12 protein-coding genes are annotated in these 15677 nt (G+C 51.2%); 7 read left to right on the top strand and 5 right to left on the bottom strand.

The window, feature by feature from the left end; genetic code table 11:
- The first annotated feature begins 104 nt into the window (after positions 1–104).
- The 3 genes from ACZZ0G_RS26915 to ACZZ0G_RS26905 all read left to right on the top strand — a co-directional run bounded on the left by ACZZ0G_RS26915 (position 105) and on the right by ACZZ0G_RS26905 (position 3934).
- Complete coding sequence (locus ACZZ0G_RS26915; RefSeq protein ID WP_463558248.1) at positions 105–2987, top strand: UvrD-helicase domain-containing protein; 2883 nt, start codon at positions 105–107, stop codon at positions 2985–2987.
- 119 nt (positions 2988–3106) lie between these two features.
- Positions 3107–3754 (top strand): DCL family protein, encoded by a 648-nt coding sequence (locus ACZZ0G_RS26910; protein WP_463558247.1) that lies wholly within the window; start codon positions 3107–3109, stop codon positions 3752–3754.
- Positions 3755–3784: 30 nt separating this feature from the next.
- Positions 3785–3934 carry a hypothetical protein gene (locus ACZZ0G_RS26905; protein WP_463558246.1) on the top strand — a complete coding sequence of 50 codons (150 nt, stop codon included), beginning with the start codon at positions 3785–3787 and terminating at the stop codon, positions 3932–3934.
- 513 nt (positions 3935–4447) lie between these two features.
- Here ACZZ0G_RS26905 and ACZZ0G_RS26900 read toward each other — a convergent pair.
- Both ACZZ0G_RS26900 and ACZZ0G_RS26895 read right to left on the bottom strand, forming a co-directional pair.
- The gene (locus ACZZ0G_RS26900; protein WP_463558245.1) at positions 4448–5095 is read right to left on the bottom strand and encodes a hypothetical protein; all 648 of its coding nucleotides are present in this window, start codon (positions 5093–5095) and stop codon (positions 4448–4450) included.
- Entirely contained in the window at positions 5092–6381 is a 1290-nt protein-coding gene (locus tag ACZZ0G_RS26895) for an AAA family ATPase (RefSeq protein ID WP_463558244.1), read from the bottom strand. The genes ACZZ0G_RS26900 and ACZZ0G_RS26895 overlap by 4 nt, the downstream gene beginning before the upstream one ends.
- A gap of 709 nt (positions 6382–7090) precedes the next feature.
- Between ACZZ0G_RS26895 and ACZZ0G_RS26890 the strand changes: the two genes are divergently transcribed.
- Entirely contained in the window at positions 7091–7795 is a 705-nt protein-coding gene (locus ACZZ0G_RS26890; RefSeq protein ID WP_463558243.1) for a hypothetical protein, read from the top strand.
- Here ACZZ0G_RS26890 and ACZZ0G_RS26885 read toward each other — a convergent pair.
- Positions 7767–8986 (bottom strand): IS3 family transposase gene (locus ACZZ0G_RS26885; RefSeq protein ID WP_463558242.1). Its coding sequence is split into 2 segments (ribosomal slippage): positions 7767–8641 and positions 8641–8986, totalling 1221 coding nucleotides; the frame shifts between segments, so codons are not numbered across the junction. The two genes, ACZZ0G_RS26890 and ACZZ0G_RS26885, sit on opposite strands and share 29 nt — an antisense overlap.
- Before the next feature lie 932 nt (positions 8987–9918).
- Here ACZZ0G_RS26885 and ACZZ0G_RS26880 point away from each other — a divergent pair.
- The 3 genes from ACZZ0G_RS26880 to ACZZ0G_RS26870 all read left to right on the top strand — a co-directional run bounded on the left by ACZZ0G_RS26880 (position 9919) and on the right by ACZZ0G_RS26870 (position 12982).
- The gene (locus ACZZ0G_RS26880; protein ID WP_463558241.1) at positions 9919–10929 is read left to right on the top strand and encodes a hypothetical protein; all 1011 of its coding nucleotides are present in this window, start codon (positions 9919–9921) and stop codon (positions 10927–10929) included.
- 175 nt (positions 10930–11104) lie between these two features.
- A complete protein-coding gene (locus tag ACZZ0G_RS26875; protein WP_463558240.1) occupies positions 11105–11779 on the top strand; it encodes a hypothetical protein in 675 nt (224 codons plus the stop codon).
- A 213-nt stretch (positions 11780–11992) separates the two neighbouring features.
- On the top strand, positions 11993–12982 hold the full coding sequence (locus ACZZ0G_RS26870; RefSeq protein ID WP_463558239.1) for a tetratricopeptide repeat protein: 990 nt from the start codon (positions 11993–11995) through the stop codon (positions 12980–12982).
- 21 nt (positions 12983–13003) lie between these two features.
- On the opposite strand, the gene ACZZ0G_RS26865 is transcribed toward ACZZ0G_RS26870, so the two are convergent.
- Both ACZZ0G_RS26865 and ACZZ0G_RS26860 read right to left on the bottom strand, forming a co-directional pair.
- Complete coding sequence (locus ACZZ0G_RS26865; protein ID WP_463558238.1) at positions 13004–13906, bottom strand: DUF6685 family protein; 903 nt, start codon at positions 13904–13906, stop codon at positions 13004–13006.
- Between the two features lie 204 nt (positions 13907–14110).
- Positions 14111–15013 carry an alpha/beta hydrolase gene (locus tag ACZZ0G_RS26860; RefSeq protein WP_463558237.1) on the bottom strand — a complete coding sequence of 301 codons (903 nt, stop codon included), beginning with the start codon at positions 15011–15013 and terminating at the stop codon, positions 14111–14113.
- Between the last annotated feature and the right edge of the window lie 664 nt (positions 15014–15677).

Genomic DNA, 15677 nt, shown 5'->3' with positions numbered 1-15677 from the left:
TGGCGCGTCGAGCGCTAATGTGGGAATCAGAATGGACTGAGCCTGCGGATTTGGATGACACCAGCATACGCTTATTGCGGATGCTGGCAGAGCAGGATAGCTAGATGACTCAAGAGGCGTTTTGTAGTTTTGGTTGGGTGAAGTGGCTGGGAGCCAGTTGTGCTTCGATTGATATCGCTTCCAATGGATTGATTGCGGTTGATTGGGCCGGCCAACCAACCACACTTACGGTGGCGGGGATGCCCAAACCACCTGAGTTGAATCGATGGCTGGTGCTGTCGCGTTTGAAGTTGAGTGCAGCCACGGGACCGGTAGTCGCAATCGGATGGGGCGTTAAAAAACCCTACCAGTTATGGCGTGCGGCACTGCGTGAGTGGTACGCCGACCGCATTCAATCAGTCACAAGTTCTTTGAACGCTTTCTTCGAAAGCGTGCGCAAAACTGGCTACTGTCGCCGCTCGCAATGGGAGCGCCTTCACGCCGAGTTAGTAAGACAATCCGCTCAGTGGCCTGCGCTACCAGATAGAGGGCTGGGCGTACTCTCAAGAGAAGAACGCAAGATCCTCACTCGTGCTTGGTCTTGGGTCAAGAATGGTGAGGTGTGCCTGCGCCGTTGGCGTGCACACTATGTTAAGACCAGTCTGAGCAAATACGCGGACCTTTTTGACCAAGTCGAGGCGATGCCACTGACACCTAAGCAGCGTCTGGCATGCATTATCGATGAAGACAACAATTTGGTCTTAGCGGGAGCAGGTACTGGAAAGACCAGCACGACGATAGGGCGAGTCGCTTTCCTTGTCAAAAGTGGTCAAGCACGTCCGGATGAGATCCTGCTCCTGGCATACGGAAACGACGCTGCGAAGGAAATGCGGGAGCGATTGGAGTCGCGCCTGGGCGTGAAAGGTGTAGAGGCGCTCACGTTTCATTCCTTGGGCAAATCGATATTGCAACATCCCTCCCTGTCCCCAATGGCTGACGATGAGGCGGCTCGCAAACGATTCGTACAATTGGCATTCGAGGAACTGCAAAATGAGCCAGATTACCGCAAGCAAATCCTTCACTATTTTGATCACTACCTTTACCCCATCAAGAATCCGTTCGACTTTGCATCCTTAGGCGAATACTTCCGCTATCTGGCAGAGCATGAGGTTCGCACGCTTAAGGGCGAGCGCGTCAAAAGCATGGCCGAATGTCGAATCGCAAATTTCCTGTTCAAGATGGGCGTCGAATATCGATATGAACCCGCGTACAAGGTGTCAACTCGAACGCCGGAGCGTCGCCAGTACCATCCTGATTTTTACCTTCCCGATTGCGATATTTACATCGAGCACTTCGGTGTCGATCGAAGAGGTCATACCGCGCCATATATCAATCGAGCGACTTATCAGAACGCTATGGAATGGAAGCGGCAACTGCACAAACAGCATCAGACCCGCTTGATCGAAACCTACCATTACGAGCAGCAAGCAGGCGTACTGCTCAAGGTGCTAGAGGAGCGCCTAGTCGCAGCCGGCGTAGCGTTTGAACCAATGCCCGAGGAGGCTCAGTTGGAGACGCTCCGTGAGTTTGGCGTCGTATCAGCGTTAGCCGAGCTCTTGGAGGAATTACTGACGTGCTTTAAAGCCGCGGATTTGTCGACGGTAGAGCTTGAGGCGCGCGTCAATACAGCGCCCGATCCAGATCAAATGCGCGCAGCATTGAAGCTTTTGGAGCCGATTTACCAAAAGTATCAGGCGGAGCTGGATAGCAATCAACAGATCGATTTTGATGACATGATCGTACGTGCGATTGAGCGAGTCGAAGAGGGTGGTTACACACCGCCTTGGCGCTTCATTCTCGTTGATGAATTTCAAGACACTTCAAATCCAAGGGCGCGTCTGGTCAGAGGACTTCGGCGCCTCCAGCCGGATGGATCGTTGTTCTGTGTGGGTGATGACTGGCAGTCGATCTATCGCTTCACAGGTAGCGACATCACCCTGACATCTGCATTCGACAAGTTCTTTGGTGCGACGGCGACCAGCGCACTGGATAAGACCTTCCGCTTCAACGATCGCATCAGTGAGGTCGCCAGCCGTTTCGTCATGCGTAACCCCGCGCAGCTCTTTAAGAGGATGTCCACCCATGTTGAAGAGGCGGATCCCGCAGTCTCATTGTTTCGTACGGAGCTGAAAGATGAGCAGGCATTGGACCAGGTTATGGCTCGTATTGATGCTCGAGCCGGTGCAGGCGCAAGTGTCTATATTCTGGCCAGGTTTTCCTTTGGGCTCCCGGACAAGAACAAGTTGGATCAGTTGGCGAGGCTGTATCCGAGGCTCATGATTCGCGTGGATAGCATTCACTCCTCCAAAGGCCAAGAGGCCGATTTTGTGGTGTTGCTTGGAAACAAATCAGGAAAGTTCGGCTTGCCCTCAGAGAAAATGTCCCATCCTCTGGTGGATGCGCTGCTGCCCCCGCGGGAAAGCTTCACTCATGCAGAAGAACTACGCTTGTTCTACGTGGCGCTTACTCGGGCTAAACAACGGGTCTATCTCGTCGCCGGTGAGAACAAAGTGTCCAGCTTCGTCAAGGAGCTGCTTGACGATGAATACGACCTTGAACTCAATGAGTTTGGCACTCCGGCCCCGATTGTTGAGGGGCCGCCTTGCCCTGTATGCGAAGCCGGTGAGCTAAGGTTGCGTAAACAGACTAGGAGGGATGAGTATTTTTACTTTTGCTCACTTTCTCCGCATTGCACGCACACTGAATCGGCGTGCCCAGATTGCCGCTCGCCAATGCATCAGCGTGGGCTGTACTTGATTTGTGCGCAGAACTGCGGTGGTTGGATTGCATTGTGCAAAAAATCGGGAGGTCGAATGGTTTGGCAGCAAACGGATAGACCTTTCTGGGGCTGCTCTGACTACCGAGGGACGGAGCCTGGCTCTTGCACGCACAAAGAACCGCGCATTAATCCGCCTCAAGGCTGCAAGGCGAGGGCGGTGACTCAGTAGCGTTGACAGGCAGCGGGGAAAGCACCCGCTGCACCTTGGCGATAATGCATGGGGTAACACGCGATCACGTTGCCGATGGGGGACGGATAACAGCGTCAGATGTCATGGAGACGACCAAAATGTATTGGCTGGGACCTTTCGAATACAAGTCCAAGAAAGAGCTATTGGATCGATTTAAAAGCTATTTGCAGCGTGCTCAAACTGGTGAGATTCGCGACCGACACGCAATCAAACATCTGCATTTGCTGATCACGATGCATCCTGATGCGCCAAGGAAAATCGGCGTGGGTGTTGACCATTTCAAGATCAAAAGAAACGTGTTGGGTGCTGGGCGAGGTTTTTGGCTTGTTCGTAGCGACGGGAGCGAAGACAGCTTTTCTTACGAGCAATGCATTACCGGTGTCCCGCAGTCACCTCATGGCAAGGTTTGTGAAGCCTTGCGATTTGCAGTGCGACCACAAATGCGTGCTTTTCGTGATGCTATAGGTTTGCCGGTTCAGTGTGCAGGAAGTGGTGTTGAGATCACTGATCGTAAAGATCTGCATATCGATCACAAGACACCCTTCTGGATATTGCTAGAGCGCTTCAGCCATGACATGCATGTCGACTTGAGTACCCTGGTGACGAGAGGGAATGGTGAGACATTGGAGCTCGTTGATAAAGACGTCGCACGCGCGTTTGAAGAGTATCACCAATGCCATGCTGACCTGCAGCCTACGTTAAAAGAGGTGAATGTCGCGAAGGGTGGTCGCATTGCGTTTCGCTGATAGCCAAGTTTAGATTAAAGGGAAAATAGTTTGGATATCGCAGATGTAATAAAAATCGCTTCGGGTAGTGGTGTGATCGCAGCATTGATGACTTCAGGAATAGGCTGGATTAAAGAGAAGTGGCAGCGTGAGGAGCAGCGTCGACTTGAGGCCGAGATTGAGGCAATTCATTTAATCTAGAAACTCGATGCACTTGCTGCGCAGTGTGCGCGTAATTTTTGAGAGTTTCACCGACAGTGGGGCGAGATAAGGTCCGGCGAGTCTGCTGTGCGGTTTAACGGTTGCATGCAGCCCGTGCTGGTAATTGATCCGAGCGGGCTCTCGAAAATCGATAGAGCATTAGCCTGCAGAATTGCATGGATAGAAAATGACATTAGGCTCGGAAGCGATGGTATCCGCGCTCGCTGGTAAGTCTATCTCGATTCAGATGATGCTATGGAGGCGGACGCAAATCTGGTTGGCTATTTTGGGTATGAAGCATTGCAAATATCGAAGGCCTTGATCCAATTATCACCTGAGCCATACAGGCGCTCAATGGGGTATCCCAAGAATAGAAGAGCAGTTGCGAGAGTGTTCCGAGAAAACAAGGAAATTCTTCGCCGATAATGATTGAATTGATGTTGAGGAAATCGAGATATTTTGAGGAAGTTTTCTAGTCGCAGCATTTCTCGATTTCGTATCACTTAACGAAGGTTATTGTCGTGTCAATCGGTTTTGACGTTGCATTTCACGAGCTACAAAGGGAAATCGCCGTGAGAGCCAGTTCAATTTGATATCTTCATCCCAGAATGCTTCTATATATTCTTCTCTAACATCAATACAGTCTTTGTCATTTAGTCTGAGCTCATTAATAGTGTGCTGAACGGTTTTCGCAACTGAGGCATCTAATCCGGGGCGAGGTATCACTTGAAATCCTACAAATTCGAGTTCGAACCACTCATCTTCAACGCTGATAGGGTCGAGGAGGTCTTTCACTCCTTTTCTTGAGTTCATTAAAGAGCATACTAGTCTGTAATTAGTCCACTCGTAGGCGGACTGCCAATCTTCAGTCTTCGCCATGCAATGATCTACAGAGGGAGCCCCAGTTACTTTCTCAATGTAGAAGGCCATGTAAGCGCAAAGACGGCCATAAGCATCAAGTAGATCGGGGATGATCTCAGTCCAGTAAGATGGAAAATCGGAGCCCTTAATATCCTCACGCAGGTCTGCAATTTTATTGAATTTTTTCCCGTGGGTACGCTCGACTTCTTCTCCAACCATCTCACTCAGCGCACGTAATCCAGGGGTTCTGACTTTTGCATCAAAGTCTGCAGGTTCTGGAGCAAGTTCAACTTTTATCATTCTTCAGCCAAAGCCTCATCGCGAAAGCTACTCCAGCGAACCCAGAAACGATCTACGTCGCTGAGCGATCCCCGCAAGGCGTCATCCACAGCCTTGATGTTTGTTTTATCTTTGCGTGTAAATTTTTTGTTACTCGGTGAATTCAGTTCGCGTAGAATTTTATGAGCTGATAAAAGAGCTCGTTCAGCTTCAAGAGATCGAGGTTCTCTTAGGTTGAAAATGTCTGAGGAAAGCCAGCCATTGACATCACCTTTGCGACTGAAAGGAATATTTCGAACGCTGACCTTTTCACCTGTTAGATCAAAATCCAAAATACAATCCGCTTTCACGTCATATAGAGGTTCTAAAGATGTTAGAACAAGTGGAGAGTGGGTGGCTGCCAATACTTGGACAGGAATTTTTTTATCGTTTGTTAACACTCCCATTACCTTTAAAAGTGCCGGAACAATGCGTCTCTGCCACTGTGGATGAAGGTGGCATTCAATTTCGTCAATTAGAAGTATGATCTCGCGAGCCTGCCTGACGCCGTACTTTTTTGAGGCCATGACATGTTCCCGCCATGTCCACACAAGTAAATATGCAAGCGCACATACTCGACGCATTCCTGCAGAGGCGAGAGGGAGAGGCACCTGCTGTCCATAGGGCATTATTAGTGATGGGACCTCTTGCACATCATCTCCAATACGCATTGGCTCTCCTGGAAGGAGTCTTTCTGACTCACTCGGAGACAGCACTTCCAATACCTTTATAAGATCTTCAAAGGCAGGTTTTCTTCCGCTTTGCCAGAGTACCCAGTCCTGTATCAGACCTACACAATGCGTCACGCCTTTAGTATCTACTAGGCCTTGCCAAACTTGATCAGGACTAAAGTCAAAACTCTTAGGGGGGGCACGACCATCCTCTTCGTCATTCTTCCAGTAATTTCGAGCGGGGTCCCATACGGAAAAACTACCATCCACCCCAGCATAGATAACGACGCCGGGAATGGAAGGGCGTCCCTGTTTCAATGGCCACGATTGTGTTCTACGAACAAATTTACTGCTGTCTGTGAGGTCACCTGCAGAGGATTTTGTGTAGGTAAAGCCAATAGAAGGCTCGTTAGCCTCTTCATTTGGAACAGCCTTAATTCCTCTAGCCCACGTTCTGGTCAGTACCCACCAAGCCGTATCCAGAACGAAGCTTTTGCCTAGCCCATTATCACCGGTCAAGAAATTGAGGCGAGAAGTAAACTCGAGAGTTAACTCCGGAGTCGGTCCAACACCTTTCAAATCCAGTTTTTTGAGCATGCCGCCTCTTCATTTAGCTGATATTCATATGGCTGATATTGCACAGATTTCACGAAAGCAATCCTTTCAGCCCCAAGTCGTAGCTGAAGGCGTCGATGGTCGATCAAGCCTTTATCTAATCATACCGCAAGGCGGTTTGAACTGCCTGCTTGCTGGGTATTATCGACAGCCCTTAGAGAGGATTATGGTCGGGGACGATTCGGTTACCGCACAGCAAGAGAGCAAGATCACTCGGATCATCGATGACTACAATCTCAAGGAGCTAAGAATTTAGGAGCGAAATCAGACCAGAGTGCTAGGGCCGCTTGGTGCTATCTCGGTAAGAAGGGGTTACAACGGTCGCAGCACCCAGACGCGGCACCAGCATTTTCCAGTTGTCAGTGACCGAAGCGGCAGCGACCTAAATGAGGACTGCCGCGATGCTGAGACTAAAAAGGCCATAGTTCAAACCTGATCTGTACTGATCGCCAATGTAAGAAGCCGCGAATCCGAAGGGTATCGCTGCAGAAACGAAGAGCAACGCTTACTAGTAGGTGAAACCACGTTGACGCTAAGGGTGATGGTGACTTGTAGCAATGTGGCAGCATAGGACTTGAACAGATCGAACAGATACTTCAACGGAACATCCTTGTCATTTTTGAGTGGCGCTATGCCACTATGCCGATGACAATCAGAAAAGCTATCTGGCGTCTTGAAGGATTAAACGTCAATGAAACTCACCACCGGGTGGTTGAAGCCGCCTTCTGCGAGTAAAGGGATCGATCACCTAGGCACGCAGGCGCCCTGTGGAATGATCTATGGCCAGTTGCTGCCAAGCATCACCAACGTGACCGATCGGGCGCGTTATTACTCTTTCTATCCCTGTCTGGTTTGGTCATACGACCAGCGCTATTCGAAAGAAAACCCAGCGCATTTTGTTGAGTATTTCCGGCGTGCAGATTGCTTGTTCACGCTGATTGCCGAGCGACACTCCCAAGTCGATGATCAAGATGATGAGCGACATGGCATCGCGATGGTTGGTCGCAACAAGCTCGTTACAGCATTGACTCGCTTGGAGGCTGGGGGAGTCCTGCTTTTATCTCAGTACGCAACGACCGATTCCATGGAGGACCGGTACTTTGTGAGTAGGTTGGGAGGGCTTTCTCAGTACTACGCAGGCACCTTGGCCAATCTGCTGATCATGCAGTCGTCTACAACCTCATGGACTAGGTACAGCACAGAATACGGCAGTCTATTAGCGCAAGACTTCGACACCAACGTTGCAGGAACGCTTTTCTGGGAGAAGATTGAAGGTGACGAGATCACGCTGGCGGATCTGGATGAACTCAGTGGTTTTTGCGCTTGTAACTGGACTTGCCCCTACAAAACCGGACACCAACTCCCCGTTAAATTGATGCCGCCGCCAAGCGCCTGAACTCCCTCGGTGAGCGGTAGTTCAAGGCGCTGTGCGGATGCTGCTCGTTGTAGTGCTCGAAGGCAATTGCCAGGTTACGCAACGCTGTTTCTCGATCCGGCTTGGGCATGTGCGCCACGTAATCTCGTTTAATCGTCTTCACGAAGCTCTCGGCCATGCCGTTGCTCTGCGGGCTGCGCACAGGGGTGGTTACCGGCTGCAAGCCGATCTGTCGAGCAAACAGGCGTGTCTGTTCGGCGGTGTACGCCGAGCCGTTGTCGCTTAGCCATTGCACTGGCGTGGTGGGCAGTTGATCACCAAAACGCTTCTCCACGCTTTCCAGCATCAAGTCGCGGATGTCATCGCCGCTGTACCCGGTCGGACTTGCCACCCAGCCGATGGCTTCGCGATCACAGCAATCGAGGGCGAAGGTCACGCTCAGTTTGGCGCCGTCCTCGCATCGAAACTCAAAACCGTCCGAGCACCAACGTGTATCGCTGGTTTCCACCGCAATACGGCCTTCGTGCCGACGCGGCACGCCGGGTTGTTTGATCCTGCGTTCAAGCAGCAAGTTGTGATCACGCATCACCCGGTAAACCCGTTTCACGTTGATCGCCGGCAGCGACCGCTTTTCACGTGCACGACGCAGCAGTCCCCAGACGCGGCGGTATCCATAGCTGGGCAGTTCGCTGACCTCTTGCTGGATCTCAGCGACCAGCTCTACATCGTTCACAGGCCTGCTTCGCCGCACTTTGGGCGATACCAATTGCTTGATTCGAACCGTTAATTGCGAGCGCGCCACACCGAGACATTCGCTGACCAGCTTCACTGGTCGTCCCCCGGCAACAAGGGTGAGTGCGCAATCCATTTTCGCGACCGGGCGATCTCCACGGCCTCTTTGAGGATTTCTGCTTCCATCGTCTTCTTGCCCAGCATCCGTTGCAGTTCACGGATCTGTTTAAGCGCATCGCTCAGCTCGGACGCTGGCACCACCGCTTCACCGGCACTGACTGCCGACAAGCTGCCGTCCTGATACAGCTTGCGCCACAGGAACAGCTGATTGGCATTGATGCCGTTGCGCCGAGCGACCACCGACACACTTTGCCCTGGCTCAAGGCTCTCGCGAACCATGGCCAGTTTTTGCTCTGGGCTCCAGCGGCGCCGCCGCTCCTGGCCCAAAAGCTCCCCACTCTTATCGTTGCTGTTAGTCATAAACATAACCGTTTGCCTATCCCTTATCGTAAGGGGGAAACGGTGTTCTGTCTTTCATGGGGCTCGTTCATTCCCATACTGGGCCAACTGATCCCTACATGCCTGGTTTTCACGCTGAATATAAAAGTGGTGTCATTGATCTAGCGATTCCCACCTGCCCCCTCCAATTGAATCACCTTAGGCCAGCCTTTCGAGTCATCGTGTGCCAACCGCTTAGGCAGTTACGATGCAAGGTATGTGGCTACGTTGTTAAGCTACGTCTCATTGGCTGGTTAACATCGCTCCTTCGGGCAAGGCCCAGCTCACGATGGCTTCTTAAGCTGCGTTGATGTGCCCGGCATTCTCACCAATCGCCCACAGAGCGCCGCGAACGTTGTCCTCAACCTCAGCGTTCCACTGCGATTCTACATGGAGCGTTAACTCTATCAATGACGCCTCTAGGGCTAGCTGCTTTTTGATACATCCTTCCAGGACATCTGACAGCAAGTATTAACTTCTATTTTTCGACCACTATTTGGATAACACGGCAGAGAGACCCGAAACCAAGCTGCATAATTCGCTTGCAAAAATACTGCTACAACCTGCAGGACGTGATCAATGTGCTACCCCCGAGCCGATCGCTGCGAACCCGCTGTCCAATCTAACTCTGTGCGCCGCAAGCCCCGCTAGGTCAAGACGTACTCGCTGTCAGATGTGCTGGAAAGGATTTATCAGAATCAGCTCGCCCTAGAGGCGGCGTTGATAGAGTTAACGCTCCATGTGGAAGACCAGGGAAACGCTGAGGTTGGAGATAACATTCGCGACGGACGCTTACCGTACACGGTGCCTGGGGTAAAGATTACGTAGTGTTGCAATGGCAAAAGATCATCAATCTGCTAATACATAGTAGGCCAAAGTCATGTGGCTGTGAGGCGTTCTCCAAGGGGTGGGGTATGAAGAGAGTTTGTGCAAGTGGAATCATCGCCTTTCAGCTAGCAGGATGCTCTGTAATTGGAGGCCCTGGCAGTGCAATTGGCTGGAATGACGCGATACCCCCGGTGGGAAGTGGCGTAGGCCGATTGGTCGAGCGTAACAACGGATACAAGTCTCTCGGCCCTGCTGCCTTTCCTGTAGGCCCTGATCAGATTGAGGTACTGGACACTTACGGAGCGGTAACCGTAGAGGAGGAAGCGAAGTTCAAAGGAAGGACGGAAGCCGTCTTCACCAAGATCACTGCGAACGCTGGACTTGAGAGATCTTCTTCGAATTTGAGCACATCCACAGGTTGGAGGGTGCTCCAGCTGAAAGACTTTTCCACAGCGGTGGTGGGTAAAGAATTTGCATACAAATGCCTCACCGCTGAGGAATTTAGTTACGAGGGTGGTAAAGCTGTAAACGCCGGCGCTGGAGTGGATACAACCGTGGTTGCCAAGGCTTTCGGGGTTGCGGCAGGAGCAGTCCAACTGGACGGTGGCGTAGATAATCAGACGAAGATCACCATCGAAAATCCCAACGTTTGTCTCTCATTTGTCTCGGCAAAGCTGGTCAGGGAGCGAAGCTGGTGGACTAAGTCTGACAGCTGGATTCCATTTCTCCGAGGGAAAGAGAAAAAGTTTGACTTGGCTATTGATAAGCCAGGTGCGAAGGCTAGCCCGGACTTCGGGAGCCGTGCGGTTAATACCAAACCAGGGTATCAATTGGCGGCTGGGTCGCTCAATGGAGAGGCGATCCTTAAGGTACTCATCGATAACCACGAAACTGATCAGGATATTCCCCCCAAGATCCTCAAAGAGACCTATCCAGGCGTGTGGAGCAAAACGTTTCCAGTCCACACGTTCCATATCGAAGATGACATCTACGCCGTTATGTCAGTAGACGTGACTGCCAGACGTACCGATCAGAATACGATCGAGGTTGAGTCTGCCTCGTTGAGCTCTCCTGAATACAGACTGATCCGCAACTGATCTTCTGATGAACGTGGTTGTTGTTGGTTAAGAGCAGCTAACAATTGGGAGCTAACCCTTGGATATCAGACACATTCTTTGGCTCGGAATCCTTGTCAGTTGGTCAGCGCACTCACAGCCTGGCGATGGCGGCAACACCATTGATCGAGACTCTTTTTTTAAGAACTGCGAAAGTATGGCAACTGACAAGGTTAGCTTCAGAGCGCTAGACCGGGACGTAATGGAGCGATTTGCACTACGAAGCACGGCATTCAGTGGACAGGCCAGAAAAAACATAAATCTCATTTTTGATGAGATCGAGAATGTTGCTCCGAAGCCCCTGGATCTTAAGCAAGTCGCCTACGTGCTGGGCACAGCGTACCGAGAAAGCCACGGATCAATGTCCCCAGCGACAAAAGAAAAACTCTGGTGCCTCTCAGATGAGTCCTGCGAGAAACAGAATCGCAAGCTAAAAGAGTACGCTCGCATTGACCGTCAGACTGGTCACAATTATGTGGGGAGGGGGTACGTCCAGCTCACATGGGCAGACAACTACAAAAGATTTGGGCAGATTTTGAAGCTCGAACCGAGCACTTTGTTGTACACAGACCCTGACCTAGCACTGAAGCCCGAGTACGCCTCGAGAATCCTAGTATCGGGGATGTACAAGGGCCTATTCACTCGTCATAAGCTCGGTGACTACTTCAATCAGCTATCTGAGGACTGGTACACGGCGAGGAAAATTGTTAACCCAAAGTCGCCGCGAAAGGCAGTTACTGCAGGGTATGCAATGCTGTTTTACGGATGTTTGGGAGGTGTGCCGAAATTCCCGGTCTCTGCTGGCAATACCTTAGTTGGGCCGTGGCATTAGCCGAGTGTCTTGTCGCCTACCCAGCACACGCTTGATCGAGGCAGCTCTTGCTCCATGACTGATTGCGGCAGCCATAAATTGCGTGGGTGGCCCATTTGAGATTCGGTATGCATCGCACGAGTAGACACGGCAATCTGACGATATTTGCTTGGCTTCAACCGAGAACTCGATTCAATAACCGTTCCTGGTATTGGTCAGGCTTTCAGGAGCGCGATGTGCCTCGATTCTGCGGCGATGGGGCTCGTCAAAACCAGATCTCAGATAGTAGAGCTAGAGAAGCCTTTCCTGCATGTCAGTACCATGGGTTACGGCGGCCTCTACAGTCTTTCCAAGTCAAAAAAATGGGCTATTTCTTGGAGGGACTCAGACCCTGCTGCCGGTAGGGGAGGGCAGCGTGAAAGTGGGCTTGGCGAATATATTCTTGCTGACCTAGCAGGTGATCTCGTATCCGCGCATGGAAAGATGCAAAGGCCCAATAATGGATCTGTCGCAGACAATGGTTCATTCAGTCTTGAGGACTGGCACTTTGGAGATACGCTGTCAGAAACCTTCAACGTCTTCGGCAACACTGGCAACCCCATCGTGACCAAAGAGTTGACGGCGAACATACTCGACAGCGGTATCTCTAGGAATGGCATGCTTGCCTATCGCGCGACAGCCAATAGCAAGACCGAACACAGTTACAAAATTTTCCTGTTTGACCTAGAGACCGTTGAGGAACTGATTTGCGTTACCCCTAAAAGCGGAGGGATGGAAAGCTACGCATTTGACGAGGATAAGAAGCTACTGATTGCGGACGTGAAGGGAGTCGGTAAATTCAGGTATGACAGGGACGGTAACTTTGTCGACGCTGGTAACCTGGACGAGGCCAATCTTGGCTCATCAGATTACAGTCGAGTCATCCGCGCGGCTGAAAAAATACTGGAGGAGCCAGGAGTCTCCCAAGCACGTGCTCGAGAAGTTCTTGATGCAGTGATTCGAGCTCGTTCGCTTGGAGCTGATGCCAACCCTGCATGGAGGCCAAATGCTCTCAAAGTGCAAGGTCTCGCGCATGAGATGTTGGACGATCCGCATGATGCCATTAAGGTTTATGAGGAGGCGATCGTTTTGAACCCCAAAATAGGGGTAAAGCGGATACTGGATGCTTTGAAGAAAAAGTTGCAGGACGGCTGTGATTTCGCGAAAAGGACTCCCCTAAAATAGCTGGAGTCCCATGCTGATCAGTCAGCGCGTGCTGATATCTTTCAGATAGCAGCCGAGATCTTGGAAAGCCGATGCGTGTAAAATCTCGGCAACTTTGGCTGACTTTCTCTCTGCTTTTGGTAGGAAAACCGCACATTGTTCAGTGTATGGACGTGGGAGATCCTTCCAGTAGTAGGTTGCCTTGAAGCTCTGCATAGCTCTGTGAAATCCCATTTGATGAGTGTGATGAGACGACATCACGAAGATTTCGAAATCTCGAGTGAGGCTCTCCAAAGCCACTCGATTGATGCCGTGAACCCGGTACCTTCCGCTTAGAGGTACCTCAGTGTTGAGGCGTTTCGCGATGTACTTAGATGCAGCAAAATGATGGGAGCCACCGCTATTCATCAAGAAAACTCGCCCATCCCACGAAAAAGTCTGAAAAAAATCATGATCCACACGACTTATGATTCGGATTTCATCCCAGGCCAAGTTTTCGGCTAGTTTCTCTGGGGTGATCTCATCAATCATCTCTTTCGAGTTTTTCTCCACCATCGCATCCATGCTTTTGAACAAGTGGAGCTCTGACTTGGAAGCCGAAAAGCCATCTACGTCCTGAATGTCGCATTCCCATCTCTCCACCTCTCGAGTCGTGCCAAGGTTGAGTAGGTCATCACGGCGTACTGACACGCCTCCATAATTACGATGAGCGCCAAGGCAGTAGCCAAATCCGTTGAGGCTGCCCTTACATGGCCGGCTCCGTTCATAAGATAGGTTGCCGAACTCATGCCATTTCACGACTTCTTCGCTGGAGATACCTTTTTCGTATTCGACCAAAGGCTTGTTGAGACCCGGTTCATTGGTAATCAGTTTTATCAAGGAGGAGGGGTGTCCAAATTCTTCTTGGATAGCACCTACAACGAATTGAGCTGCCGCTTTGATCATGAGGTTTTCCTTTGTGATGGGACTTCGTTTATTAGAATGCAGTCATTGGTAAAGCAATGCACCTCAACCCAGTGTCAGAAACGACATAGCTCTACAGTTCTGATAGGAGAAACCTCCATGAACTCTCATCAAATAGATTTGATAGCGCCGGCAAGAGTCATAGTCGGCTTCGCTTTTGCGAGGTCGACCTATTAGTTGCGGCAGCTATGTGAGTTCCCAGTAACCTTCCTCTCGCTTGTTGATGCCTGCGCGCTGGTCAGGCCTGTGCCTGTGCCTGACGACGTAAAACAAATCACGGATTACCTTGGACACACTAGCTATGTAGCTATGACCTAAGCCGAACATGTCCTTGCCAGCAGCAGATACGTCTACGGTGGCCAAGGAGCTCATAACCAGTGCCCGGGGATAGCTGTGAACGAATCTAGATGCTGCAATCGCTCTATCATTCCGGGAAGCGTAGAGAGTTACTTGCTCAAAGGTATCGAAGACCTGCCCGAATTGTCTGAACCGGCTGGCGTCAACATCTGGCGCCGCAAGAATGATTTGGTGGATAGGCGTAGTGCCAGGCTTGTGCTTCCAATTTTCTAGAACCGCCAGGAGCGCTCTGCTACCCATGCTATGTGCGACGATGTGTAAGGCTGACAATCCAAGCTGCTCTGTTACATCCCTCAAATACTGTCTGAGATTGCTTGCTGACCACTCTACCGTTGCTTCATCAGCGGGATAGCCACCCGGCGTACCAAGTGACGCCCACGAGAAACACAGCATCAGGCCCGGGAATCTCAAGTCGTGACAGAGTTGGGCTGCGCGCCACAGCGCGGCATCGAAGCCAACGTTATAACCATGGATGAATAGGAGGCCTTCATTCTTGGAGGGATTCTGACCTATTCCCTGGTGGCTCAGATACTCCTTGGCGCTTGTGAACCATGTATCCAAAGCCAAGAGCTCATTGCTGTGGACGACAATGTGTTTGTTAGGATTGCCCTTTGTCTGGGCGGGCCACAACCACGGTCGTTCAAGCTTGCCCTCATGGTGGATATCAGGGATAGAAACCTCAGCGACGCCATAAGCGATCGTGTCTTTGTAGTGGTCTATGAAACCGGTCACCCATTTAGGCGAGAATGCTCGCCATATAAAGGTGTCTGGGCTACGTGACGGCTCAAGAGTCGCAGCGAGCCATCAGTCATTACCTGATGCACAGGTAAAACTAGATTCGACCGCACCAATTCAACGATGGACTGGCGCAGGCTTAGTCCGAGAAAAAACTTAACGTCGTGTCTGGGATTAGTTGACCACTAAAGGTGCTCGCTAAGGTTAGGTGCTCATGTCTTACAGTGATTGGGAAAGAAATAGGGTGTGGCTGCGTGCCAAGGCCAAACATGCAAGATGCCTCTCGACTGAAGAAGAGAAGTATTTAGATCGCGAGCTGGCGATCAAGCTCCGCGAAAGGATGGAGTATGAAGCCTCGGTTCGATGGTGGCAGTTGTTCGGGGTTGAGGGACATCGCTTGGATTGCATTGAGGCAGAGGCCCAGTTCATCGGCCACTTGGACGACATTTTTAAATGCCCGCCCGCGAGCCAGTTTCTTGCCCCGACCGAGACGAAGCGGCGACTTCACCATGCTTATCATTTCAGTCGGCGGGGGATCTATCATGGCGTTGAATATATGGCGCCTCCCACGACACGTCTGCTTGAGCTCATGCTGTATGGGTATTTCCCATGGGGACATACCTGGATCTACCTAGACAGGAGATCAGAGCTGAGCTCCGAC

Source organism: Pseudomonas sp. AC169, from assembly GCF_979258515.1.
Note: the sequence above shows the minus strand (reverse complement) of the source record. Positions and strands in the feature narration are given on the sequence as shown.